The following is a 22,306-nucleotide window of genomic DNA, read 5'->3' on the forward strand; positions in this document are numbered from 1 at the left end:
AGCCCGGCGGTCGCCGGGGGTGAAACTGGGACGAATGTCTTCACGTCTCATCGTCGTCGGTCGCGGGACGCGTTGGTCCGTCGGGTGGCCGGCGCCGTGCGCGGGTCGTCGGGCCACGCGTGCTTCGGGTAGCGACCGCGCAGGTCGGCCCTGACCCCCGGGTAGCCGTTGTCCCAGAAGGAGTCCAGGTCGGCCGTGACGGCGGCCGGCCGTCGGGCGGGGGAGAGCAGGTGCAGCAGGAGCGGGACCCTGCCGTCCGCGAGGGTGGGCGCCGCGGTCCAGCCGAAGACCTCCTGCAGCCTGACCGCGAGCACGGGCTGCTCCTGGGAGTAGTCGATCCGCACGTTCGAGCCGCTGGGAACCTCGACCCGCTCGGGGGCAAGCTCGTCGAGCCTGCCCGCCTGGGGCCACGGCAGCAGAGCGCGGAGGGCCGCGCCGACGTCGATGCGTCGGAGGTCCTGCGCCGAGCGGACCCGCGCGAGCTGCGGACCGAGCCACGCGTCGAGGTTCGTTGTCAGGGCTTCGTCGCTCACGTCGGGCCAGGGGTCGCCGAGGGCACGGTGCAGGAAGTCGAGGCGGGCGCGAAGAGCCGTGGCCGCCTCCGACCAGGTGAGGAGGTCGATCCCCTCGCGCTCCAGCGCCTCGCCGATGGCCGCGGTCACCGCTTCGGTCGGCGGGTTCTTGATGGGGACGGACGCAAGCTCGATCGCGCCGAGCATCGTGCGTCGGCGGGCCAGCACTCGCCCGTCGGACCAGGTGACGTCGTCCACCTCGGTCCACAGCGATCCGGCCGCCTCGAGCGCCAGGTCCTCGGTGAGCGGTGCCGCTGCCCGGATCCGCGCCTCGCGCTCCCCGGACCGTCGGTCCGCGTCGCCGACGGCGAGCCACTCGAGCCCGGCGAGTGGGCTTGAGTCGCGACGGTCGAAGGCGGCGCCCGTGCCACCCGTCATCAGGTAGCTCGAGCCGGCGGAGCGCTTGCGCGCGATGCGGTCGGGATGTGCCAGGGCGACGACCAGGCCGACCGCCACGTCGTCGGTCAGCGATCGGGCGCCGTCCGGGCTGCGCTCGTGGTCGCCGTGCTCCTTCGCGATGGCCTCGAGGCGCTTCACCTGGGTGCGCCACGAGCCGGAGCGGTCTCCGTTGCGCAGCGAGCGGAGGGCTGCGACGAGGTCGCCGCCGGGAGCGCGGACGTCCTCGCTGAGCATCGCGACCACCTCGGCCGCGCGCCTCGCCCCGACGAGACCAGCCCCGTCGATGAAGGCCCGTGCCAGCCGCGGGTCCACCGGCACGCCGGCCATCACCCGTCCGCGTGGGGTGGCCCGTCCGTCGTCGTCGACCGCCCCCAAGTCCAGGAGCACCTGACGGGCTGTCTCCAGGGCGTGGGCCGGTGGCTGGTCGAGGAGCGCCAGGTCGCGCACGTCGTCGCTGCCCCAGCACGCCAGCTCCAGGGTGAAGGCCGTCAGGTCGGCGGTGGCGATCTCGGGTTCGGGGTGGTCGACCAGGTGCGCGTGCTCCTCCTTCGACCAGCAGCGCAGGACGGCGCCCGGTCCGAGTCGTCCGGCTCGCCCCGCTCGCTGCTCGGCGGCCGCCTTGCTCACCGCGACGGTGACCAGCGACGACAGCCCGCGTCGGTGGTCGGTGCGCGGCTCGCGCGAGAACCCGGCGTCCACCACCACACGCACGCCGGGCACGGTCAGCGACGACTCGGCGACCGCGGTCGAGACGATCACGCGGCGGCGCGGCCCCTCGCTGAGCGCGCGGTCCTGCTCAGCACCGGAGAGGCGTCCATGGAGCGGGTGCACGTCGGCGGGCACGTCGCGGAGACGTCGGATGGTCGCGTCGACCTCGCCCACGCCCGGCACGAAGACCAGCACGTCGCCCTCGTGCTCGGCGAGCGCACGGCGGACGGTCGCGGCGACGTGGTCGTGGAAGGCGGGGGTGATGCCGCGGTCGTCGGTGCGGCGCGCGCCAGGAGGCAGCGGGCACCAGACCGACTCGACCGGGTGCAGAGCGCCGGGGACGTCGATGACTGGGGCGGGTGCGTCGTCGTCACCGATCAGCGCTGCGGTCCGTCCGGCCTCGATCGTGGCGGACATGGCAACGAGCGTCAGGTCGTCGCGCAGGTTGGCGCGGATGTCGATGAGCAGCGCCAGGGTGAGGTCGGCGTCGAGGTGGCGCTCGTGCACCTCGTCCAGCACCACGGCGCCCACGCCGGCGAGCTCGGGGTCGTGCTGGATCCGCCGGAGCAGCAGACCGGTGGTAACCACCTCGACGCGCGTCCGTCGGCTGGTCTTCCGGTCTCCGCGCACGGAGTACCCGACCGTTTCCCCGACGGGCTCGCCCAGCAGGTGTGCCAACCGACGGGCAGCGGCGCGGGCGGCGATCCGGCTGGGCTGCGTGACGACGACCCGCCCCTCGACGGCCACAGCGACGGCCGGCTGGACCAACGTCGTCTTGCCCGTCCCCGGCGGCGCTTGGACCACCGCGACCCCACGGCTGCGGAGCGCCTCACCGAGCGCAGGCAGCCCCGCGACGACCGGCAGGTCGGGCGGCGAGTCGAGCAGACTGCGCAGCGGGTCGGACACCCCCGCAGTCTGCCGCCACAGGTCAGGAACGGGAAACTCAGGAAGGCCGGGCGATGAGGTCCGCCGCCGCGATGACCCCGCACCTGGAGACGTCTGCCCTACAGTCCGCAGCATGGGTCGGATCAAGGGACATTACGAGTGGGACGACGACGACCTCACGCCCGGGCTCAAGAAGGAGGGCGGACTTCACCAGAACCTCTTCGACAAGGACGGCAGCCTGAGGGGGAGCGCGCGCTTCGTTCCCGACGACGGGGATGACACCGATTCCTTCGTGGTCAGTGAATCGGTCTACGTCCCGACGGAGCAGCGCAGGAAGTCTCGCGAGCAGGAAGAGCTCGAGGAAGCGCTCGCGGCTGTCATCGGTCACCTGATCGACCAGGGCGTCTCCAAGGTCCGGCGCGAGATCTCGCAGTGGTACCAGGAGACCGGCCGTCCGGCGTTCGATGCCCGTCGGGCGAAGATCGCCGAGCGTCGGACGCGCCGCAAGTCGTCGAGGGACGGCGCGGAGCTCGGTGCAGCCGGGGAGGAGCCGTCGCAGGAGCTTGCCGCTCCTCGTCCGGACATGTCACGTGCTGAGGCTCAGGCGCGGTACCTGGCTGCTCTCGCGTCCCGCGCGTACAGCGATGAGCAGATGAGACTCGTGGTGAACGCCAACATCCTCGACGTCGAGGGCGAGGGGCTGCTCGGCGTCGAACGTTCACTGGCACAGATCCCGCCTGCTCAGATGAAGATCCTGCTGGAGAAGATGGTCGCCGACCCCAGCATGTTGACCGAGCACACGCTCGCGGAGCTGGCCAGCATCCTTGCGAAGCGGGACCGACGCAGCCTGGAGTGAAGCGGTGTCGATGCCTGTGTGCTGATTCACGGGTGAGGCAGATGGGGGACGGCCCAGCGGGTCCGACACAATCCCCCCATGCCCCTGAACTGGAACCTGCACCACGACGGCAAGACGATCCGGGACGGGGAGATCGTCCGACCGGGGGAGCGGCTGACGTGGCCGCGGACCATCGGGCTGGGCGCGCAGCACGTGGTGGCGATGTTCGGGGCGACGTTCCTCGTACCGACCATCACCGGGTTTCCCGTCACCGCCACGCTCTTCTTCTCCGGCGTGGGCACGATCCTGTTCCTCGTCCTCACGCAGAACCGGCTGCCCAGCTACCTCGGGTCATCGTTCGCGTTCCTCGCGCCCATCGGCGCGGTGGCGGCGTCGGGGGCGTCGATCGAGGTGGCGATGTTCGGCATCGTCGTCACGGGCGTGATCCTCGCGGCGGTCGGCGCGATCGTCATGAAGACCGGCATCGGGTGGATCAACGCCCTCATGCCGCCGGTGGTGGCGGGCTCGATCGTCGCGCTCATCGGCTTCAACCTCGCGCCCACGGCGGTCAACAACGCGAAGGCCGGGCCGTGGATGGCGGTCATCACGCTCGTCGTCCTCGTGCTCACCATCGTCGTGTTCAAGGGCCTCATCGGTCGGCTGTCGATCATCGTCGGCGTCGTCGCCGGCTACATCTACGCCGCCGTCACCGGTGCGCTCGACTTCGACCCCGTCGGCAAGGCCGACCTGCTCGGCCTGCCCGCGTTCAGCACCCCCGAGATCAGCTGGGTGTTCATCCCCGCCTTCCTGCCCGTCGTTCTCGTGCTCATCGCCGAGAACGTCGGCCACTTGCGCAGCGTCGCGCAGCTGACCGACGACGAGTCCATCAACGAGCGCACCGGCCGGGCGCTGTTCGCCGACGGTCTCGCGACGACGATCGCCGGCGCAGGCGGAGGCTCCGGCACCACCACCTACGGCGAGAACATCGGCGTCATGGCTGCCACCCGCGTCTACTCCACCGCCGCCTACTGGGTGGCCGGCGCCATCGCCATCCTGCTGTCGTTCTCGCCGAAGATCGGCGCCCTCATCAACACCATCCCCACCGGCGTGCTCGGCGGCGTCACCGTCGCCCTCTACGGCCTCATCGGCATCGTCGGCATCAAGATCTGGATCGACAACAACGTCGACTTCGCTCTCCCGGTCAACCAGCTCACCGCCGGCATCGCCCTGGTGATCGGCATCGGCAACCCCGAGCTGAAGGTCGGCGACATGGTGTTCAACGGCATCGCGCTCGGCACCATCGCCGCGCTCGTGGTCTTCCACGTCATGACCTTCATCGAGAAGCAGCGCCAGACGGCCTGAGCCGGCGTCGAAAGGACCCCGCGGCTCATCCCTTCGGCCGATGCTGCGGGGGAGCGGGCCTGCCTAGCGTGAGGGCATGAACGCGACCTTCCAGCTGGCCCTCGGCGTCGTGCTCGTCGTCGCCGGCGCGGTGCTGGCGCTGGCCTTCCCCGACACCGAGCTCTTCTGGTTCCAGGGCCGACCGTTCGGCGTGGTGCTGGCCATCGTCGGTGCGATCGACCTCGCCGAGGCGTTCAGCCGACGTCGCCGCACCTGACGACCGACCCGATCCAGGGGCAGACTGGAGGGGTGAGCGACACCGACCCCAGCGACCTGTCCCTCGGGCGTCTTGCCGGCGCCTTCGGCCCCGACTTCACGTGGGGCACCGCCACCGCGTCGTACCAGGTGGAGGGCGCCGTCGACGTCGGCGGACGCACCCCGTCCACGTGGGACGTGTTCACCGCTCAGCCCGGTCGCGTCGAGAACGGCGACACCGGCGAGGTGGCCTGCGACCACTACCACCGCTACCTCGAGGACGTCGGCTTGCTGCGCTCCCTCGGTGTCGACGCCTACCGCTTCTCGCTCTCGTGGTCGCGCATCCAGCCAGACCCCAGCGGCGCCGTGAACCCCGAGGGCCTCGACTTCTACGACCGGCTCCTCGACGCGCTGCTCACCGCGGGCGTCGAGCCGTCGGCGACCCTCTTCCACTGGGACACCCCGCAGTGGCTCGAGGACCTCGGCGGCTGGGAGAACCGCGACGTCGCGGAGCGCTTCGCCGACTACACGTCCGTCGTCGCGGCCCGCCTCGGCGACCGCGTGACCCGCTGGATGACGATCAACGAGCCCGTCGTGGTCACCCTGCTCGGCCACGGCGCCGGCGTGCACGCCCCCGGCAAGACGCTCGGCTTCGACGCCCTGCCGGTGGCCTACCACCAGCTGCTCGCCCACGGCCGCGCCGTGCAGGCCCTGCGCGCCGCCGGCACCGGACCCGTCGGAATCGTCAACAACCACGTGCCCGTGTGGCGCCTCGACGACACCGACGAGACCGAGCAGGCCGCCACCTTCTTCGACGACCTCTACAACCGGCTCTTCGCCGACCCCGTGCTCCTCGGCCGCTGGCCCTGGGAGGGCATGGAGGCCGGGTTCGCCGGCTACCGCGACGACGACCTCGCCGTCATCACCACCCCGCTCGACTTCTACGGCGTCAACTACTACAACCCGCAGCTCGTCGGTCCTCCTGGTGCCAGCAGCGAAGCCGCCAGCGACCGGCTCCCGCTGCCGGCCGACCTGCCGTTCTCGCTTCACGAGATCGACGGCCGCAAGCGCACCGACTTCGGCTGGCCCGTGGTGCCCGAGGGCCTCACCGAGGTGCTCGTGGGCCTGAAGGAGCGCTACGGCGACGCGCTCCCGCCCGTCTACGTCACCGAGAACGGCGCCTCGTACGCCGACGCGCCCAGCAGCAGCGGCCGTGCGCACGACGAGCGCCGCACCCGCTACCTGTTCGACCACCTGGCCGCCGTGCTCGACGCCCGCGACGCCGGGGTCGACGTGCGCGGCTACTTCCACTGGTCACTGCTCGACAACTTCGAGTGGGCCGCCGGCTACTCCCAGCGCTTCGGTCTCGTGCACGTCGACTACGACACCCTCGTGCGCACGCCGAAGGACTCCTTCGAGGCCTACCGGGCCGTCATCGCGTCCCAGCGTCCCGACTGACCGTCGCCCGACTCGCCCGACGACCCTGGCCAGACGCACCTCGCAGGGCGAGACTGACCGCATGGCCATCGACGACGTCCTGACCGCGCTGCGGAGCCTGCCCGGCGCGCTCGAGCTCGCGCCCGAGGAGGGCAGCAACCACCCCGAGATCTCGTGGGGCGACCACTTCTTCTACTACGCCCCCGACGGTGAGGTGCCCACCAACCGGCAGCCGCACACGACGATCGTCACGAAGAACTACCCCGACGACACCGTCTCGAACCTCGACGAGCCCGGCCGCTGGCGCCTGAACCTCAACGTCGGCGCCGACGCCTACGCCGACCTCTTCGGCCACCCGCCGGGCCAGCTCAGCGTGGCCGACGTCGACCACGCCGCCACGGACACGTTCGTCCCGCACCCGATCTACGGCGCGTACGGCTGGGTGTCCGTCGTGAACCCGGGGGAGAAGACGGTCGACCGAGCGATCGAGCTGGCGCAGTATGCCCACGACGCCGACCGTCGACGTCTCGAGCGACGTGAGGCGGCCGGCTCGGCCTGAGTGTCGATCAGGCCTGGGGGCTCAGTCCTGCGCGAGCCGCATGGCCATCCACGCGTCGTCGAGCAGCACCGGCGGCGTGGCGCCCCAGCCGAACTCGTGGACCACCTCGGCGACCTCGTCGGCCGACAGGTCGTGCGGCGGGAAGCACACCCACACGAGCGGCACGGAACCGAGCTGCGGGAAGACCTCGTCGACCTGCTCGGCGAACGCGGTCACGTCGTCGGTGATCACCACGGTGGCGTCGAGGGAGTGCACGTACTCGTCGAACGTCTCCACGCCCTCGGGCAGCGGGTCGAGCAGCGAGCGCTCCTCCACGGTCTCGCCGACGACCCACACGCGGAAGCCGTCCGTGATGCCGAGCAGGTCTGCCGTGGCGGTGCCGTCCATCCGGCCAGTGTAGGACGTCAGTGCTGCAGAACTTGCGCAGCGAAGTCGTGGATCACGCGCCCCTTGTCCAGGCCCTTGCGCTCGAACTTGGTCAGCACGCGACCCTCGAACCGGTCCACGGGGCCGCCGCTCACGTGGGGGCTGGCCGCGATGACCTCGGCCATCTGCTCGCCGTAGTCGGCCCAGTCGGTGGCCACGCGCCACGTCCCGTCGGGCTCGAGAACCCGCGCGACGAGCTCGGTGAACGGCACCGTGACCAGGCGTCGCTTGGTGTGACGCTTCTTGTGCCACGGGTCGGGGAACCACGTCCACAGCTCGTGCACCGACGTCGGCTCGAGCGCCGTTCCCAGCATCTCGGTGGCGTTGGCCACCGCGAGCCGGATGTTCGTGACGCCTGCCGCGCGCGCCTGCAGGAGCGTCGTCGCCACGCCCGGCACCCACACCTCGATCGCGAGGAAGTCCCACCCCGGGTGCTGCTGGGCCGCGGCCACCACGTTCTCGCCGCGTCCGCTGCCGATCTCGACCACCAGCGGCGCGGTGCGCCCGAACACGCGCTCCGGCTCCACCCGCCAGTCGGGGGTCACCGACGTGTCGGTCCCGGCCCGCGGGACGTCGAGCACGTACGTCTCGGCCATCGCGTCCCACGCGTCCTGCTGCTTCTCGGTCAGGCGTCCTCCGCGACGGGTGAACGAGACCGGCTCACGGCGGAAGCGGGGCGGGTCCTCGGCGGTGGCGGGATCTCGCGGCTGGTCGGCAGCGTCGGGCATGGCTCGAACCCTAGATCGTCGGCCACGATCGGATGCATGAGCACCGTCGACGAGAGCATCGTCCCCGACGACAAGGACTGGACGTGGGTCCTGCAGGAGCCGTGCGCCGAGTGCGGGTTCCGCGCCGAGGACGTCGACCCGCGCGGGGTGGCCGACCTGGTGCGCGCCTGCCTGCCCCGTTGGCAGCAGGTGCTCGCCCGTCCCGATGCGGCGGCCCGGCGCCGCGCCGACGTCTGGTCCGACCTCGAGTACGCGTGCCACGTGCGCGACGTCCTCGTGCTCTTCGCCGAGCGGCTCCGGCTCATGCTCACCGCCGACGAGGGCGAGGCCCGCTTCGCCAACTGGGACCAGGACGCGACCGCCGTCGAGCAGCGCTACGCCGAGCAGGACCCGGCCGTCGTGGCCCGCGAGCTGACCGCGGCTGGGGAGCACCTGGCCGAAGCCTTCGACGCCGTCCCGTCCGACGCGTGGGGCCGCGTCGGCCTGCGCAGCGACGGCTCGGTCTTCACCGTCGAGACCTTCGCCCAGTACTTCTGGCACGACGTGGCGCACCACCTGGTCGACGTCGACGGCTAGTCGGAGCGCGACACGCGGTCCCGGTGTCGTGCTCTGCGAGGTACTGCGCACTGCGTGGTACTGTCCACCGCATGGATGCAACGCAGCTGCTGAAGGGCGTGCTCGACGTGGCCGTGCTGGCCGTCGTCGAGTCCGAGGACGGGTACGGCTACGACGTCGTGCGCCGCCTGCGCGCCGGAGGGCTCGAGGACGTCGGCGACGCCTCCGTGTACGGGACGCTGCGGCGCCTCTACGCGGCCGGCGCGCTCACGTCGTACGTGGTGCCCTCCGAGGAGGGGCCGCACCGCAAGTACTACGGCGTCACGCCCGAGGGGCGCTCGATGCTCGCGGCCCAGCGCAAGGTCTGGGCCGACTTCGCCGACACCATGAACCGACTCCTGACGGGGGACGCCGCATGAGCACCACCATCCCGACCGAGATCAGCGCCTTCGCCGCCCGCGTGCGCGCCCAGCTGGCCGACCTGCCCGCCGACGAGCTCGAGGAGCTCACCGAGGGCCTGGAGGCCGACCTGGCCGAGGCCTACGCCGAGGACCTCGCCCGCGAGCTCCCCGACCCCGTGGCCTACGCCGCAGAGCTGCGCGCCGCGGCCGGCCTGCCGCTCAAGGAGGACCAGCGCTCCGGCCTGGCCGGCGGCCTCGACTCGCTGCGCCAGGGGGCGAGCGAGACGTGGCGCGACGTCACTCTGGCCCTGCGCCGGAGCCCGGTCGGCCGGGGCGTCCTCGACTTCCTGTCCGTGCTGCAGCCGGTCTGGTGGGTCACCCGGGCCTGGCTGGCGACTTGGTTGGTCGCGGCGTTCTTCGGCTGGGAGTCCGGCTTCGCGCCCACGACGGTGGGCACGTGGATGCTCCTCGCTGCCTTCGTGACGGTGAGCGTCCAGTGGGGTCGTGGCCTCTGGGGCGCCCCACGGATCGGCCCCCTCCTGGTGCTCGGCAACGTCGTCGCCGCCGTCGCGCTCCTGCCGGTGGTGGCCACCGCCCAGTCCTGGGAGACCAGCACCTACGAGATGGCCTATGTCGGCTCCGAGGACCCGGCGGGGATGTCCCTCGACGGCTCCAGCATCACGAACATCTACCCCTATGACGCGCAGGGCCGCCCCCTCAGCGGCGTGCAGCTGTTCGACCAGGACGGTCGTGCACTTGCGCCCGCGCTCAACGCCGAGCGCGACGAGTGCGCGAACGACTGTGTCGACGGCATCGCGGCCGACGGCACGGCGTGGGCGCCGGCGACGCTGGAGACCGGCCAGGACGTCATGAACGTCTACCCGCTGTCCGTCGTGCAGCACGTGGTCGACGAGATCGGCTCGGCCTCGTCGGCCGTCATCGGGGAGGCGAAGGTTCCCGAGGCCCCGTTCCTCAAGGTGCCGGCACTGGCCCCTGCTCCTGAGGCGTCGACGAGCCCGTCCGAAGCGACATCGACCGCCCCGACCGACGCGCCGGACTGATCCACCCGACACGGACTGGTTTCCCTGCGAAACCAGTCCGTGTCGGGAAACAATCGCGCCTCTCGGACGTTATGTAGGGTGAGGTCACATCGACTTCCTCAGTAGTGCTGAGTACTGATTCCCGGAGGGAACCATGCAGAGCAACAACCCCGTCTTCAACCGATCCGAGGGGTTCAACGGCCGTGGCACCAGCACGGCCCGCGCCACCGATCCTTCGCAGTGGAAGATCGACCTCGACGGCTCGACCTCGCAGCCTGGCCCCACGCACACGTCCACCGGACGTGGCACGGGCGTCATGACCATCGAGTCCACGGTCGAGAAGACCGCCCTCACCCTGGGCGTCGTCATCGCGACGGCCGCGGCAGCATGGTTCCTCATCGGTGACATCGCCACCGACCAGGCGGCGGTGCAGAAGGCCTTCGGCTTCGCTTTCGCGGGTGCGATCGTCGGCTTCGGCCTCTCGCTGGTCAACTCGTTCAAGAAGGTCATCAGCCCCGCGCTGGTCCTCGCCTACGCGGTGGCCGAGGGCGTCTTCGTCGGCGCCTTCTCCAAGGTCGTGGCCGGTTGGGTCGGCGACCCGACGATCGTCTTCCAGGCCGTCCTGGCCACCATGGTCGCGTTCGGCGCCACGCTGGCGGCCTACAAGTTCTTCAACATCCAGGTCACGGACAAGTTCCGCAAGATCGTCACGATCTCGATGTTCGCCTTCGTCGGCGTCATGCTGGTCAACTTCGTGCTCAGCATCACCGGCGTCCTCGAGGGTGGCGGCCTGCGCGGCATGGACGGCCTCGGCCTCGTGGTCTCCGCGATCGCCGTGGTGCTCGCCGTGTTCATGCTGATCATGGACTTCGACTTCGTCGAGCGCGGCGTCGAGGCCGGCCTGCCCGAGCGTGAGTCGTGGCGCGCCGCCTTCGGCCTCACGGTCACGCTGATCTGGCTCTACATCGAGATCCTGCGCATCCTCGCGATCCTGCGCGGCTCGGACTGACACCAGCTCCACACGACGGCCGGCCACCCTTCACGGGGTGGCCGGCCGTCGTCGTTGCTGGACCGCGACCCCGGCCATGGGGGCAGAGATTCTTCCTTCTCGTGGAACGGTCCACGAGAAGGAAGAAGCGTTCGTCCGCGGACGCGCGAAGGGAGAATCGTGGGTCAGCGGCGGCGCAGGATGCGGGCCCAGCGGCCGTCGCGGGTGACCTCGGTGCCCTCGCGCAGCGCGGCCTTCTCTGCGGCGTCGGTGAGGGACATCGTGCCGGGGGAGCCGCCGAAGTGCGCCACGGCGAAGTCGCGGTCGCGCTCGCGCCACGCGGCCGCCAGCGACGGGACGAGCACCGAGACCATGTTGGCGTAGCCGGTCTCGGACGGGTGGAAGCGGTCCTCGCCGAACATCACGTCGTACTTCTCGGTGAACAGCACGCCGAGCAGGCTGCCCAGCGAGACGGCGCGGCCGCCGGCACGGACCGTGGCGACGGTCTGCTTGCGGGCGAGCGAGCGGCTCTTGCGCCGGGCGATCCAGCGCAGCGGCTGGGGGAGGGGTCGCACGGTCCCGAGGTCGGGGCACGTGCCCACCACCACCTGGGCGCCGCCGTCGACGAGCTTCTTCACGGCCGAGCCGAGCAGCCGGGTGGACTGGTAGGCGGGCACGCGGTGGGTCACGTCGTTGGTGCCGACAACGATGACGACCAGGTCGGGGTCGAAGTCGCCGGCTGCCTCGATCTGGTCGCGCAGGTCGTGGGTCTGCGCGCCCACGACGGCCTCGGAGCGGATCTCGACCTGGGCGTCGAGCACGTGCGCCAGGCCGATGCCGAGCATGGCAGGAGGAGTCGCGTCGGCACGGGCCATGCCGTAGCCGACGGCTGCGGAGTCGCCGAGGACCAGGCAGCGCACGGGTTCACGGGGCAGCTCTTCGCCATACAAGCCGTCGGCGCGCGGTGGACGCGCGTCGGTGATGCCGATCGCCCGCTTCGCGACCATCAGCTCGCTGAAGATGACGCCGTAGTAGCCGGTGACGGCGGCTGCCCCTCCGATCGCGGCCTGGGACGCGATCTTGCGGGGGATTCTCACGACGCCATGCTAGATCCACCCGCCTGAGAGGGCCGCCCCAGAACCGGCCCGGAGGGAGTGTGGGTCCTCACACCTACGATGAGCGGCGTGAGCGTCGTCATCCCCAACTTCCGTGACGTCGGTGGTGTCACCGGCCTCGACGGTGCCTCCGTCCGGCCTGGTCTGCTGCTGCGCAGCGGCGTGCCCGAGCCCACCGACGTCGTGCCCGACGGCACCCCGTGGCCGCCCTCCCTGGTGCTCGACCTGCGGTCCGCCGTCGAGCATGGTGGCCCGCACCCGCTCACCCCGCTGGGTCCGAGGGTCGTCACGCTCTCGCTGCTGCAGGCGCTGCGGCCCGGCTGGCACGAGGACACCCCGACCCTCAAGCACCTGTACGGCGAGGTGCTCGACACCGCCGGCGAGATGCTGGCGCAGCTGGTCGACGAGGTCGCCCAGGCCGCCGCCACGGGAGGGTCCACCCTCGTCCACTGCGCGGCGGGCAAGGACCGCACCGGCATCTCCGTGGCGCTCGTGCTCAGCCTGCTCGGGGTGCAGCGCCCCGACGTCGTCGCCGACTACATGCTCACCGAGCGGGCCGCCGCCGAGATCGATGCCCGGCTTCGCCATCCCGGCTCCGACCACCCGCCGGTGCCGGCCGCGTTCCTCATGGTCCCGCGCGACGCGATCGAGCACGTCATCGACCGGTGGGACGCTCACCCCGGCGGCGTCGAGGGCTGGTACTCCTCGGTCGGCGGCGACGCAGGCACCCTCGACCGCCTGCGCACCGCCATGCTGTCCTGAGGGCGGGCAACCAAGAGCGGGGCACCTGAGGGCAGGGCACGCTCCGAGCGGTGTCGATCAGGGTTCGGCGAGCAGCTCGATCGCCTTGTCGGTGAGCCGGTAGGCCAGCCACTCGTCCTGCGGGGTCGCGTCGAGCGACTCGTAGAACCGGATCGCGGGGGAGTTCCAGCGCAGCACGTCCCACTCGATGCGGCTGTACCCGCGCTCGGTCGCGATGCGCGCCAGCCCGATGAGCAGGCGGCGGCCGAAGCCCGCGCCGCGGCGCGACGCGCGCACGTAGAGGTCCTCGAGGTGGATGCCGGGCACGCCGTCCCACGTCGAGAACGTGCGGAACCAGAGTGCGAAGCCGACCACGGACCCGTGGCCGTTCTCCACCACGAGTGCGGAGGCCGGCGGGTCGGTGCCGAACAGTGCCTCGTACAGCTGCACGTCGGTCATCGTGGCCTGCTCGGCGGCCTGCTCGTACTCGGCCAGCTCTCGCACCATCGTGACGATCGTGCCCACGTCCTCGGGGCGCGCGTCACGCACGCCGGAGGGCAGCACGAGGGTCTTCATGCCCCTGAGCCTACGGGCGAAAGTCCCGGGACGGCGGGGAATGCAGGCATTGTCTTGTCCCAGCGAGTGTCGTGCTCTACGCTCAACTCGGATACCGTCGGTATCTGAGTCGTCGAGAGGATCCCCCATGACCCACTTCACCGACAAGGTCGCCGTCGTCACCGGCGCCGGCTCGGGCATCGGTCGCGCACTCGCCGTCGAGCTCGCCCGCCGGGGCGCCGTCCTGGCCATCAGCGACGTCGACACCGCGGGTCTGGCCGAGACCCAGCGCCTCGTGGAGGCCACGGGCGCCCGGGTGCGCGGGGACGTCATCGACGTCGCGGAGCGCGAGCGGGTCGAGGAGTACGCGCAGCTGGTGGCCACCGACCTGGGCCGCGTGAACCTGGTGTTCAACAACGCCGGCATCGCCTTCACCGGCAACGTCGAGGAGATGTCGTACAAGGACGTCGAGAAGGTCATGGACGTCGACTTCTGGGGCGTCGTGCACGGCACCAAGGCGTTCCTGCCGCACCTCATCGCGTCGGGCGACGGCCACGTCGTCAACGTCTCGAGCATCTTCGGCATCTTCTCGATGCCGTCGCAGAGCGCGTACAACGCGGCCAAGTTCGCGGTCCGTGGCTTCACCGAGTCGCTGCGTCAGGAGATGGTCCTGGCCAAGCACCCGGTCAAGGTCACGTGCGTGCACCCCGGCGGCATCGCCACGAACATCGCTCGCAACGCCGACCAGGCCGAGGGGCGCGACCACGACGAGCTGGCTCGCTCGTTCGACAAGCTCGCCCGCACGTCGCCGGAGAAGGCTGCGCAGGTGATCCTTCGCGGTGTCGAGAAGGGCCGCCCTCGCGTCCTCATCGGCAACGACGCCCGTGTGCTCGACGCGGCCGTGCGGGTCCTGGGCTCGCGCTACCAGGGCGTGTTCGCCGCCGCCGGCCGTCGGTTCGGCCTCTGACCGAGACGCGACAGGGCCCCGTCACCGCTGGGTGACGGGGCCCTGTGGTCGTGCGGGTCAGCCCTGGCTGATCTCGATGCGCGTGGGCTCGGTGCCCGCGTACACGCCCGCGACGCGGACCGCGAGGATGCCGGCGTCGTAGGAGGCGCTGACGGCCTCGGCGGTCACGTGGCCCGGCAGCCCGAAGCTGCGCTCGAAGGACCCGTAGCGGATCTCGCTGATGCGACGCGCGGGCTGCTCGCCGGACTCGCCGGCCTTGCTCTCCGCGCGCTCGTCGCGCCGCTCGCCCTTGACGACGAGGCGGCCGTTGGTCACCTCGACCGTGACGTCGTTCGAGACGTCGATGCCGGGCAGCTCGAGACGCACGACCACGTCGTCACCGTCGCGGACGGTCTCGACGGCGGGGGTGAAGTCGAGGCGCGAGGTGCTGCCGCTGGGCGAGAACGCGTTCCGGACGAGCGAGTCGAACTCGGCGAAGGGATCGCGACGGGTGAAGACGGAAACGTTGCTCATGGTGTCCTCCTGGGGGGATCGTTCGGCCCGGCCACCGCGACCGGGACATCCAGTTAAACCTGAGTCTAGTCGACTCAATTCCCATGAGTGAGTGTATGTCAGTTCGCCGTCGGCGAACAAGGGATCACGCCCTGTCCTCGACGGTCACTCCGGCCGTCAGGGCCACTTCGAGGTAGTCGCGGGCGAGGGTCTCGACGGTGGCGTGCGCGTTGAGTCCGCTGGGGTTGGGCACGACCCAGAGCTGCGCGCCCTCCAGGTCGGTCGGCTGCCGACCGACCCGTGCACGGCGGTCGCCGAAGGCCGTGCGGAAGCTGGTGATCCCTGCGACCGCCACCACGCGCGGACGGTGGGCACGCACCACGGCCGCCACACGGTCGCGCCCGGCGCGCACCTCGTCGTCGGTCAGCTCGTCGGCGCGGGCGGTGGGGCGAGGCGCCAGGTTGGTGATGCCCACCCCTCGCTGCACGAGCACCGGCGCGGCGAGCTCGGGCGTGGTCGCGTCGGCGGGCAAGATCCCGGCGAGGCGCAGCGCCGGGTAGAAGCGGTTGCCGGGGTGCGCGAAGTGCAACCCGGTGCGCGCCGTCAGGGGGCTGGGGTTGATCCCGACGAGGAGCAGCCGCATCCCGGGACCTGCGAGGTCGGGCACCTCCGGCAGGTCGTCGAGCGGCTCGGTCACGACGCGGCGGCGACGGGCTCGTCGACGGTCTCCTCCTGGGTGCGCATCCCCAGGAGCGCCGCGAGGGTGCAGGCCACGGCCACCGCCACCATGAACGGGGCGAAGATGGTCTGGGGGCTCCACACGGTGGCGGCCCAGCCGGCCAGCACGGTCGGCACCGCCATGGCGCCGTAGGCGAGCACGTAGAACGCCGACATCACCTCGCCGCGGTGGGCGGCAGGCACGTGCTGGCTCAGGTGGCGCAGGGACCCGCCGAACGCGAGGCCGAAGAACAGGCCCACCAACGTCGAGGCCGCAGCGATCGCCCAGGCGTGACCCCAGGCCACCGCGGGCACGCACAGCACGAGCGACACCGCGGTGCCCAGGTCGCCGACGATGGCGGTCGGTCGGGCGGGCCAGCGGCCACCGACCGCCTGGCTGAGCGCCGACGCAGCCGCCGACGCACCGACCACCGCTCCGCCGAACAGCACCGACGTCGCCCCGATGGCCTCCGACGCGATCCGTGGGTACAGCGACAGCAGCACGCCGAGCACCGACCACGCGGCCATGACGCCGAGGGCGGAGAACCGGAAGTGCCCGGCGATCGAGGCCGGCACGCGCGGTCGCGCGATGTTGAGGGTGACGGAGCGGTCGTCGGTGTGCGGCTCGCGCATGCACAGCACGGCCACCAGCAGCGCGGCCATGATGGCGACGAGCACGGCGTAGGGCAGCACGGTCGGTGCGGGGCCCATGTCGACGATCAGGGCCACACCGACGAGCGTGACCGCGATGCCGCCGTTGAACACCACGCCCGTGAGGCGACCGGTGCGCTCACCGTCGTCGGGTCGCAGGTCGAGCAGCGCGGCCGACGCGACCACCACGACGGCGCCGACGCCGAGCCCGTGCGCCACCCGCGCCGCGAGCAGCCAGGCCACGGAGTCGGCCGCGATGAAGAGTCCGAGGCCCACCAGGATGAGCAGGACGGCGGCGATGAGCACGGGCCGGCGTCCGTAGCGGTCGGAGATCGACCCCGTGACCAGCACCGAGCCCAGCGCGGCGACGGCGTAGACGGCGAAGACGACGGTGGTGGTGATGGGCTCGAAGCCCCACTCCTGCGCGTACAGCGCGTAGAGCGGTGCGGGTGCACCCGAGACGCCGAGCGCGACGGCCACGAGGGCGAGCAGCATGCCGAAACCCCAGCGCTGGGTCGGCTTGGTGGTGGTCACGGTGTCCTCCGCGGCTCTCGGGCGGCTGGTCGCGGCGCGCGGACGGGTCCATCGGCACCACTGCTTCGAACGCCTTCGGTGGCGTCTGCATTCCCCATCCTTGCGAACCGCGCCGGCCCCATTCGCGTTCTGACGCGTTGGCGACGATTATTCGCGCATGGATCGACGCGAATGCGTCAGAACACCATGCTGGGTCGGGCCGCTGGTCAGCGCCAACCGCTACGGGGGGATCGGGGTGGATCTGCCCAGGTCGGTGACGAGGATCCGGGCGACTCTGCGGTGGTCGTCGACGTCACCTATCCCGTCCTGCGCCATGCGCTGGGCCAGCACCTCGAGCTCTCCGCCCGAGGCCAGGCGATGATCCTCGTCGCACAGGACCACGGCGCTCCCGTTCCTGTCCGTGCGCCGGAGCACCTCGACCATCACGGTCGCCGGTGCTTCGCAGACGTGGCACGTCGCACCCGTCGCGTCGCGAGCCTCCGCCTCGAGGTCGAACGGCACGGGCTCGTTGGAGGACGAGTAGGACGCGCCGCCTCCCGGGCGCTCGACGTCCTCTCTTGACACGGTGCCGTTCTACACCGCGTCAGGGTCGATGCGCAGCGGAAAAGACGGCGTGTGGAAGGGATACCGACGATCGAGCCGGATGTCTCGTGAGGGTGAGGAGTCCCTCGTCCACTCGGGGAGGAAGAGCCTGCGCACCTTTACGCTGTCGGGACGGACGAACTGATGTGGCGGCACCGATGAAGACCTATGAGCAATACATGAAGGACGCGCCTAGGAGTCATCGCGTCTGGGCCGTGTTCGCGCTGATGGGCGCCGGAGGCTCCGTTGCGGCCATCACCGGCCTGTCGAGGCCGGTGGCGCTGCTCGTTGCCTGCGCGATCTTCCTGGCCGCCAACGCGTTCATCTGGCTTCGACAGAACCCGACGCTGAAGCAGATCGAGCGGCGCAGGATGCGGGATGCCGAGGCAATTTCGGCGGACGACAGGGCGGCCCGGACCGAGGAGTGACACACGAAGCCCGCCGGACCGGTGGTCCGACGGGCTCCCGGCGTGCGCCGGGTCAGGCGTAGCTGACGCCCGTCGCGTGCAGCGGGCAGTAGCCGAAGGGGTTCTTCGCGAGGTACTGCTGGTGCGGCTCCTCGGCGTAGTAGTACTCGCCCAGGGGGGAGATGGCCGTGGTGATCCGGCCGTAGCCGGCCTTGGTCATCTGCTCCTGGTAGCGGTCGCGCGACTCCTCGGCCTGGCGCTGCTGCTCGTCGGTGGTGGTGAGCAGGACCGAGCGGTACTGGGTGCCGCGGTCGTTGCCCTGGCGCATGCCCTGCGTCGGGTCGTGGTTCTCCCAGAACACCTTGAGCAGGTCGGCGTACGTGACCTTCGACGGGTCGAAGACGATCCGCACGACCTCGGCGTGGCCGGTGCGGCCGGTGCACACCTCCTCGTAGCTGGGGTTCGGGGTGATGCCACCGGCGTAGCCCACCGACGTCGACCAGACGCCGGGCACCTCCCAGAAGGTCTTCTCCTCGCCCCAGAAGCAGCCGAGGCCGACCACGGTCACCTCGAAGCCGTCGGGGACGACGCCCGCGTCGAGCGGGGTCTCGATGGGGGTGCCGAGCACGCGGTGCGTGGTGCCCACGGCGAAGGGTCGATCGGCGCGGCCGGGCAGGGCGCTCTGCGCGTCGGGGAGCTCGGTCTTGCGGGTTCCGAAGATCATCGGGTCACACTCCTTGGGTCCACGCGTGTCAACGACCGTGCGCGGTGCGCTGTTCCCGATAGTGTCGTCCGAGTGAGGGAACCACGCAGGTGAGCACGCGTCCAGAGATTCCGGTCGGCGTCGAGATCGCGACGGCGTGGGCTTGGCGACTCCTCGTCATCGGGGCCGCCGGCTACGGCCTGTACTGGCTGCTCAGCTTCTTCTCCGAGGTCTCCGTCCCGATCGCCATCGCGCTGCTCGGCACCGCCCTGACCATCGGTTCCGTCGACTTCCTGGAGCGCAGGGGCCTGCCGCGTCTGCTGGCCACGGCCATCGTCGTGCTCACCATGCTCTCGTTGTTCTTCGGGCTCATCGCGCTCGTGGGCCAACAGCTCTCCACCCAGTTCTACGACCTCAAGGCCCAGGTCATCGAGGGCATCTCCCAGGTGCAGGACTGGTCGCAGAACGGTCCGCTGGGACTCAGCGACAGCCAGCTGACGCGCTACGTCGACCAGGTGCAGGACGCGATCCGCACGTTCGGCGAGACCGCCGCCGTCGACCAGCTGGCCGCTGTCGGCACCACCCTGACGCACTTCGTCACCGGCTTCTTCATCGCGCTCTTCGCGTCGTTCTTCTTCCTCTACGAGGGCAACCGGATCTGGGCGTTCTTCGTGGCGCTGTTCCCGCAGGCCGCGCGCGAGAAGGTGCACACGTCGGGCGAGACCGCCTGGCACAGCCTCACCAGCTTCGTCCGGGCCACCGTGCTCGTTGCGCTCACCGACGCGATCGGCATCGCCGTCGCCGCCTGGCTGCTGGGCGTGCCCCTCGCCCTCGCGATCGGCGTGCTGGTGTTCCTCGGTGCGTTCGTCCCGATCATCGGCGCACTGCTGTCGGGTCTCGTGGCGGTGCTCGTGGCCCTCGTGGCCCAGGGTCCGATCGTGGCCCTGTTCATGCTCGCGGCCGTCGTGGCCGTCCAGCAGCTGGAGTCGCACGTGCTGCAGCCGTTCCTCATGGGCCGGTTCGTGGCCGTGCACCCGCTCGCGATCATCATCGCCATCGCCGCCGGCATCACGGTCTCGGGCATCGTCGGCGCCCTCGTGGCCGTCCCGCTCGTGGCCTGCCTCAACGGCATCGTGCGTCACCTCGCCGCCGAGGCCGGTGCGCCGCTGCAGGAGGACGGACTACCCGAGGACATACCTCCCGACGCCGACTCCGACGCCGAGCCCGAGCCGGCCTGAGACCGTCGGCGCGCTGCATCGGCGGTAGGTGCACCGCGCTTCGTCACGGGTCGTCGGTAGGTGTGCCGCGGATTGGCGGGTCGAATCCGCGGGCGTCCTACCGCTCGACGGCATTCCGCGCGCCACCTACCTCTCACGGCCACGACCGGCGGACGCGGAGCGTGGGGGATCCCGTCTAGGGTGAGCAGGGTGGTGGACCTGCGAGACGTCGAGGCGGCGCGTGAGCTGATCGCGCCGGTGGTCGAGCGCACTCCCATGGCGCACTCGCGGTGGCTGAGCCAACGGGTCGGCACCGACGTGCACCTCAAGTGCGAGAACCTCCAGCGCACCGGGTCGTTCAAGATCCGCGGCGCCTACGTGCGCATCGCGCGGCTGAGCGACGCCGAGCGAGCGCGTGGCGTGGTGGCCGCCAGCGCCGGCAACCACGCCCAGGGCGTCGCCCTCGCCGCGCAGCTGCTCGGCGCGAAGGCGACCATCTTCATGCCCGACGGCGCGGCCCTGCCCAAGATCGCCGCCACCCGCGGCTACGGCGCCGACATCGAGTTCGCCGGCACCGGCGTCACCGAGGCGCTCGTGCACGCCCAGGAGTTCGCCGAGCGCACCGGCGCCGTGCTCATCCACCCCTTCGACCACGAGGACGTCCTCGCCGGGCAGGGCACCGTCGGCCTCGAGATCATCGAGCAGCTGCCCGACGTGCGCACCGTGCTCGTGCCTCTCGGTGGCGGCGGGCTCGCCGCGGGCATCGCCCTGCTGCGCGAACGCCGACCCGACGTCTCCGTGGTCGGCGTGCAGGCCGCCGACGCCGCCGCCTACCCGACCTCGCTCGCCGAGGGCCACCCGGTCACCGGCGTGATGGGCCCGACCATGGCCGACGGCATCGCCGTGGCCCAGCCGGGACTCATCCCCTTCGAGGTGATCGCCGAGCAGCTCGACGACGTGGTGACCGTCAGCGAGGACGCGATGAGCGCGGCCCTCATCGGCCTCCTCGAGCGCGCCAAGATGCTCGTCGAGCCGTCGGGTGCCGCCGGCGTGGCGGCCCTGCTCGACGACCCCGGACGGTTCCAGGGCCCGGTGGTCCCCGTGCTGTCCGGCGGCAACATCGACGCGCTGCTCCTGCTCGACGTCATCCGCCACGGCCTGTCCGCCGCGGGTCGCTTCATGCAGCTGCGGGTCCGGTTCTCCGACCGCCCGGGCGAGCTGATGCGGCTGCTCACCGACCTCGCCGACCTGCAGGTCAACGTGCTCGACGTGGCCCACGACCGCTCCGCGGAGTCGCTCGGGGTGCGCGAGGTCGAGGTCGCGGTCCAGGCGGCCACCCGCGGACCCGACCACGCCGAGGCCTCACGTCGGCGCCTGGGCGAGCTCGGCCACCTGCTCGTCTGAGCGTCGGACGCGACGAGGCCCCGGGACCATCGGGTCCCGGGGCCTCGTCATGCCTCGTGCCGCGGACTCGAGGGCCGCGTCAGGAACGGTCGCTCAGAAGGGCTTGGCCTCCACGATCGAGACCGTGAGCGTCTTGCCGTTGGGCGCCTCGTAGGAGGCGTCGTCGCCGACCTTCTTGCCCAAGATCGCTGCGCCGAGCGGCGACGTGGGGGAGTAGACGTCGAGGTCGACGGCCGAGTCGAGGCTCAGCAGCTCGCGCGAGCCGAGCAGGAAGCGCTCCACGTCGTCGTCGCCGGCGAACGTGACGCCGACGACCATGCCGGCCTCGACGATGCCGTCGTCGGCAGGCTTCTCGCCGACCTCGGCGCGACGCAGCATGTCCTCGAGCTGCTGGATGCGGGCGTTGGCCTTGCCCTGCTCCTCGCGGGCGGCGTGGTAGCCACCGTTCTCCTTGAGGTCACCCTCGTCGCGGGCGGCGGCGATCTTCTCGGTGATGTCGGGCATGACGACGTCCTTGAGATTCGCCAGCTCCACCTTCAGACGGTCGTACGCCTCCTGGGTGACCCAGATGGTCTCGGTGCTGGACTGAGACATGTTCGAACCTCCTGGAAAACAAGCGGAACCCCAGGCATCGAGCCTGGGGTCGAACGTGCAGCCTAGCAGTCAGTCGGTGAGTTGGCACGTCCTCAGCACGGCAGTGACGGCCTCGCGCTCGGTGCTGATCGGCACCTCGACGCGCGTCCGCTCGCGGGTGCCGGCGGGCACGTCGACGGTGCGCTCGCCCACGACGGAGTGGTCGAGGGCCTGGGCGTAAACGGTGCAGCGGACGGGGACCGGTTCCGGACGTCGGACCTCGATGGTCGCGACGGTCCGCGCGGGCGACTCCACCGCGTAGCCGTGGACCTCCGCCGTGACCGGCTCGGTGTCGAGCGCCACCCAGGCGGCCCACACGATGCCCAGGGCCACCCCGACGGCGGTGACCGTCGGCCACACCCAGCGTCGCGTGGTGCGGCGGCCGTAGCGCTCGTCGAGGGTGCTCACGCCACGATTCTCCCAGGTCGGTCCTGAGGGTGGCGTCCTGCCTGGTGAACC

The 22,306-nt window shown here is 71.1% G+C and carries 26 protein-coding genes; 14 read left to right on the forward strand and 12 right to left on the reverse strand.

From position 1 onward, the window contains the following. Positions 1 to 47: 47 nt before the first annotated feature. Positions 48 to 2,585, reverse strand: coding sequence for an ATP-dependent helicase HrpB (gene hrpB / locus NBW76_RS06425; protein WP_235492907.1), 2,538 nt, complete (start codon positions 2,583 to 2,585; stop codon positions 48 to 50). A gap of 112 nt (positions 2,586 to 2,697) precedes the next feature. On the opposite strand from hrpB, the gene NBW76_RS06430 reads away from it, so the two are divergent. The 5 genes from NBW76_RS06430 to NBW76_RS06450 all read left to right on the forward strand — a co-directional run bounded on the left by NBW76_RS06430 (position 2,698) and on the right by NBW76_RS06450 (position 6,991). Further along, a complete protein-coding gene (locus tag NBW76_RS06430; RefSeq protein ID WP_056553319.1) occupies positions 2,698 to 3,420 on the forward strand; it encodes a hypothetical protein in 723 nt (240 codons plus the stop codon). Positions 3,421 to 3,498: 78 nt separating this feature from the next. Then, complete coding sequence (locus NBW76_RS06435) at positions 3,499 to 4,761, forward strand: uracil-xanthine permease family protein (RefSeq protein WP_056553316.1); 1,263 nt, start codon at positions 3,499 to 3,501, stop codon at positions 4,759 to 4,761. 76 nt (positions 4,762 to 4,837) lie between these two features. After that, positions 4,838 to 5,017 (forward strand): hypothetical protein, encoded by a 180-nt coding sequence (locus NBW76_RS06440; RefSeq protein ID WP_056553313.1) that lies wholly within the window; start codon positions 4,838 to 4,840, stop codon positions 5,015 to 5,017. A gap of 32 nt (positions 5,018 to 5,049) precedes the next feature. Then, a complete protein-coding gene (locus tag NBW76_RS06445) occupies positions 5,050 to 6,453 on the forward strand; it encodes a GH1 family beta-glucosidase (RefSeq protein WP_235492906.1) in 1,404 nt (467 codons plus the stop codon). 61 nt (positions 6,454 to 6,514) lie between these two features. Beyond that, positions 6,515 to 6,991, forward strand: a complete 477-nt coding sequence (locus NBW76_RS06450) for a DUF6194 family protein (RefSeq protein WP_056553309.1) — start codon at positions 6,515 to 6,517, stop codon at positions 6,989 to 6,991. 21 nt (positions 6,992 to 7,012) lie between these two features. Here NBW76_RS06450 and NBW76_RS06455 read toward each other — a convergent pair whose 3' ends face one another. Both NBW76_RS06455 and trmB read right to left on the reverse strand, forming a co-directional pair. Continuing rightward, on the reverse strand, positions 7,013 to 7,378 hold the full coding sequence (locus NBW76_RS06455; RefSeq protein WP_055964608.1) for a hypothetical protein: 366 nt from the start codon (positions 7,376 to 7,378) through the stop codon (positions 7,013 to 7,015). A 17-nt stretch (positions 7,379 to 7,395) separates the two neighbouring features. Continuing rightward, on the reverse strand, positions 7,396 to 8,145 hold the full coding sequence (gene trmB / locus NBW76_RS06460) for a tRNA (guanosine(46)-N7)-methyltransferase TrmB (RefSeq protein WP_056553306.1): 750 nt from the start codon (positions 8,143 to 8,145) through the stop codon (positions 7,396 to 7,398). A 36-nt stretch (positions 8,146 to 8,181) separates the two neighbouring features. Between trmB and NBW76_RS06465 the strand changes: the two genes are divergently transcribed. From NBW76_RS06465 to NBW76_RS06480, 4 genes are all read left to right on the forward strand, one after another. After that, the gene (locus tag NBW76_RS06465; protein ID WP_056553303.1) at positions 8,182 to 8,721 is read left to right on the forward strand and encodes a DinB family protein; all 540 of its coding nucleotides are present in this window, start codon (positions 8,182 to 8,184) and stop codon (positions 8,719 to 8,721) included. Between the two features lie 71 nt (positions 8,722 to 8,792). Next, a complete protein-coding gene (locus NBW76_RS06470) occupies positions 8,793 to 9,119 on the forward strand; it encodes a PadR family transcriptional regulator (protein ID WP_055964618.1) in 327 nt (108 codons plus the stop codon). Then, the gene (locus NBW76_RS06475; RefSeq protein ID WP_056553300.1) at positions 9,116 to 10,162 is read left to right on the forward strand and encodes a hypothetical protein; all 1,047 of its coding nucleotides are present in this window, start codon (positions 9,116 to 9,118) and stop codon (positions 10,160 to 10,162) included. The genes NBW76_RS06470 and NBW76_RS06475 overlap by 4 nt, the downstream gene beginning before the upstream one ends. A 133-nt stretch (positions 10,163 to 10,295) precedes the next feature. Next, complete coding sequence (locus tag NBW76_RS06480) at positions 10,296 to 11,150, forward strand: Bax inhibitor-1/YccA family protein (RefSeq protein ID WP_055964625.1); 855 nt, start codon at positions 10,296 to 10,298, stop codon at positions 11,148 to 11,150. A gap of 164 nt (positions 11,151 to 11,314) precedes the next feature. On the opposite strand, the gene NBW76_RS06485 is transcribed toward NBW76_RS06480, so the two are convergent. After that, complete coding sequence (locus NBW76_RS06485; RefSeq protein ID WP_055964628.1) at positions 11,315 to 12,226, reverse strand: SGNH/GDSL hydrolase family protein; 912 nt, start codon at positions 12,224 to 12,226, stop codon at positions 11,315 to 11,317. 87 nt (positions 12,227 to 12,313) lie between these two features. Between NBW76_RS06485 and NBW76_RS06490 the strand changes: the two genes are divergently transcribed. Further along, the gene (locus tag NBW76_RS06490; RefSeq protein ID WP_162239203.1) at positions 12,314 to 13,006 is read left to right on the forward strand and encodes a tyrosine-protein phosphatase; all 693 of its coding nucleotides are present in this window, start codon (positions 12,314 to 12,316) and stop codon (positions 13,004 to 13,006) included. 57 nt (positions 13,007 to 13,063) lie between these two features. Here NBW76_RS06490 and NBW76_RS06495 read toward each other — a convergent pair whose 3' ends face one another. Further along, complete coding sequence (locus tag NBW76_RS06495; protein ID WP_055964634.1) at positions 13,064 to 13,561, reverse strand: GNAT family N-acetyltransferase; 498 nt, start codon at positions 13,559 to 13,561, stop codon at positions 13,064 to 13,066. Positions 13,562 to 13,688: 127 nt separating this feature from the next. Between NBW76_RS06495 and NBW76_RS06500 the strand changes: the two genes are divergently transcribed. Beyond that, positions 13,689 to 14,507 (forward strand): SDR family oxidoreductase, encoded by an 819-nt coding sequence (locus tag NBW76_RS06500; RefSeq protein WP_056553296.1) that lies wholly within the window; start codon positions 13,689 to 13,691, stop codon positions 14,505 to 14,507. A 57-nt stretch (positions 14,508 to 14,564) separates the two neighbouring features. Here NBW76_RS06500 and NBW76_RS06505 read toward each other — a convergent pair whose 3' ends face one another. The 4 genes from NBW76_RS06505 to NBW76_RS06520 form a co-directional block, all read right to left on the reverse strand. Further along, positions 14,565 to 15,020 (reverse strand): Hsp20/alpha crystallin family protein, encoded by a 456-nt coding sequence (locus tag NBW76_RS06505; RefSeq protein ID WP_056553293.1) that lies wholly within the window; start codon positions 15,018 to 15,020, stop codon positions 14,565 to 14,567. Between the two features lie 124 nt (positions 15,021 to 15,144). Beyond that, a complete protein-coding gene (locus NBW76_RS06510; RefSeq protein ID WP_056553289.1) occupies positions 15,145 to 15,696 on the reverse strand; it encodes a mismatch-specific DNA-glycosylase in 552 nt (183 codons plus the stop codon). Then, entirely contained in the window at positions 15,693 to 16,901 is a 1,209-nt protein-coding gene (locus tag NBW76_RS06515) for an MFS transporter (RefSeq protein ID WP_235492905.1), read from the reverse strand. The genes NBW76_RS06510 and NBW76_RS06515 overlap by 4 nt, the downstream gene beginning before the upstream one ends. A gap of 219 nt (positions 16,902 to 17,120) precedes the next feature. Then, positions 17,121 to 17,465 carry a hypothetical protein gene (locus NBW76_RS06520; RefSeq protein ID WP_156364712.1) on the reverse strand — a complete coding sequence of 115 codons (345 nt, stop codon included), beginning with the start codon at positions 17,463 to 17,465 and terminating at the stop codon, positions 17,121 to 17,123. 176 nt (positions 17,466 to 17,641) lie between these two features. Between NBW76_RS06520 and NBW76_RS06525 the strand changes: the two genes are divergently transcribed. Then, positions 17,642 to 17,911 carry a hypothetical protein gene (locus NBW76_RS06525; RefSeq protein ID WP_055964649.1) on the forward strand — a complete coding sequence of 90 codons (270 nt, stop codon included), beginning with the start codon at positions 17,642 to 17,644 and terminating at the stop codon, positions 17,909 to 17,911. Between the two features lie 52 nt (positions 17,912 to 17,963). Here NBW76_RS06525 and msrA read toward each other — a convergent pair whose 3' ends face one another. Beyond that, positions 17,964 to 18,614: a peptide-methionine (S)-S-oxide reductase MsrA gene (gene msrA / locus NBW76_RS06530; RefSeq protein WP_056553286.1), complete on the reverse strand. Its 651-nt coding sequence runs from the start codon at positions 18,612 to 18,614 to the stop codon at positions 17,964 to 17,966. Between the two features lie 89 nt (positions 18,615 to 18,703). On the opposite strand from msrA, the gene NBW76_RS06535 reads away from it, so the two are divergent. Together NBW76_RS06535 and ilvA are read left to right on the forward strand one after the other, a co-directional pair. Beyond that, positions 18,704 to 19,831: an AI-2E family transporter gene (locus tag NBW76_RS06535; protein WP_055964660.1), complete on the forward strand. Its 1,128-nt coding sequence runs from the start codon at positions 18,704 to 18,706 to the stop codon at positions 19,829 to 19,831. 189 nt (positions 19,832 to 20,020) lie between these two features. Next, entirely contained in the window at positions 20,021 to 21,214 is a 1,194-nt protein-coding gene (gene ilvA / locus NBW76_RS06540) for a threonine ammonia-lyase (RefSeq protein WP_055966294.1), read from the forward strand. Between the two features lie 93 nt (positions 21,215 to 21,307). On the opposite strand, the gene greA is transcribed toward ilvA, so the two are convergent. Both greA and NBW76_RS06550 read right to left on the reverse strand, forming a co-directional pair. Continuing rightward, on the reverse strand, positions 21,308 to 21,808 hold the full coding sequence (greA, locus tag NBW76_RS06545) for a transcription elongation factor GreA (protein ID WP_055964662.1): 501 nt from the start codon (positions 21,806 to 21,808) through the stop codon (positions 21,308 to 21,310). A gap of 69 nt (positions 21,809 to 21,877) precedes the next feature. Next, positions 21,878 to 22,255: a DUF4307 domain-containing protein gene (locus tag NBW76_RS06550; RefSeq protein ID WP_056553282.1), complete on the reverse strand. Its 378-nt coding sequence runs from the start codon at positions 22,253 to 22,255 to the stop codon at positions 21,878 to 21,880. Positions 22,256 to 22,306 lie beyond the last annotated feature (51 nt).

This window comes from Aeromicrobium sp. Leaf245, assembly GCF_942548115.1.
Lineage (GTDB): Bacteria > Actinomycetota > Actinomycetes > Propionibacteriales > Nocardioidaceae > Aeromicrobium.

Coding starts and splice junctions, on each gene's coding strand:
- NBW76_RS06430 (WP_056553319.1), top strand. CDS start 2,698: ATGGGTCGGATCAAGGGACATTACGAGTGGGACGACGACGACCTCACG.
- NBW76_RS06435 (WP_056553316.1), top strand. CDS start 3,499: ATGCCCCTGAACTGGAACCTGCACCACGACGGCAAGACGATCCGGGAC.
- NBW76_RS06440 (WP_056553313.1), top strand. CDS start 4,838: ATGAACGCGACCTTCCAGCTGGCCCTCGGCGTCGTGCTCGTCGTCGCC.
- NBW76_RS06450 (WP_056553309.1), top strand. CDS start 6,515: ATGGCCATCGACGACGTCCTGACCGCGCTGCGGAGCCTGCCCGGCGCG.
- NBW76_RS06455 (WP_055964608.1), bottom strand. CDS start 7,378: ATGGACGGCACCGCCACGGCAGACCTGCTCGGCATCACGGACGGCTTC.
- trmB (WP_056553306.1), bottom strand. CDS start 8,145: ATGCCCGACGCTGCCGACCAGCCGCGAGATCCCGCCACCGCCGAGGAC.
- NBW76_RS06465 (WP_056553303.1), top strand. CDS start 8,182: ATGAGCACCGTCGACGAGAGCATCGTCCCCGACGACAAGGACTGGACG.
- NBW76_RS06470 (WP_055964618.1), top strand. CDS start 8,793: ATGGATGCAACGCAGCTGCTGAAGGGCGTGCTCGACGTGGCCGTGCTG.
- NBW76_RS06475 (WP_056553300.1), top strand. CDS start 9,116: ATGAGCACCACCATCCCGACCGAGATCAGCGCCTTCGCCGCCCGCGTG.
- NBW76_RS06480 (WP_055964625.1), top strand. CDS start 10,296: ATGCAGAGCAACAACCCCGTCTTCAACCGATCCGAGGGGTTCAACGGC.
- NBW76_RS06495 (WP_055964634.1), bottom strand. CDS start 13,561: ATGAAGACCCTCGTGCTGCCCTCCGGCGTGCGTGACGCGCGCCCCGAG.
- NBW76_RS06500 (WP_056553296.1), top strand. CDS start 13,689: ATGACCCACTTCACCGACAAGGTCGCCGTCGTCACCGGCGCCGGCTCG.
- NBW76_RS06505 (WP_056553293.1), bottom strand. CDS start 15,020: ATGAGCAACGTTTCCGTCTTCACCCGTCGCGATCCCTTCGCCGAGTTC.
- NBW76_RS06525 (WP_055964649.1), top strand. CDS start 17,642: ATGAAGACCTATGAGCAATACATGAAGGACGCGCCTAGGAGTCATCGC.
- msrA (WP_056553286.1), bottom strand. CDS start 18,614: ATGATCTTCGGAACCCGCAAGACCGAGCTCCCCGACGCGCAGAGCGCC.
- greA (WP_055964662.1), bottom strand. CDS start 21,808: ATGTCTCAGTCCAGCACCGAGACCATCTGGGTCACCCAGGAGGCGTAC.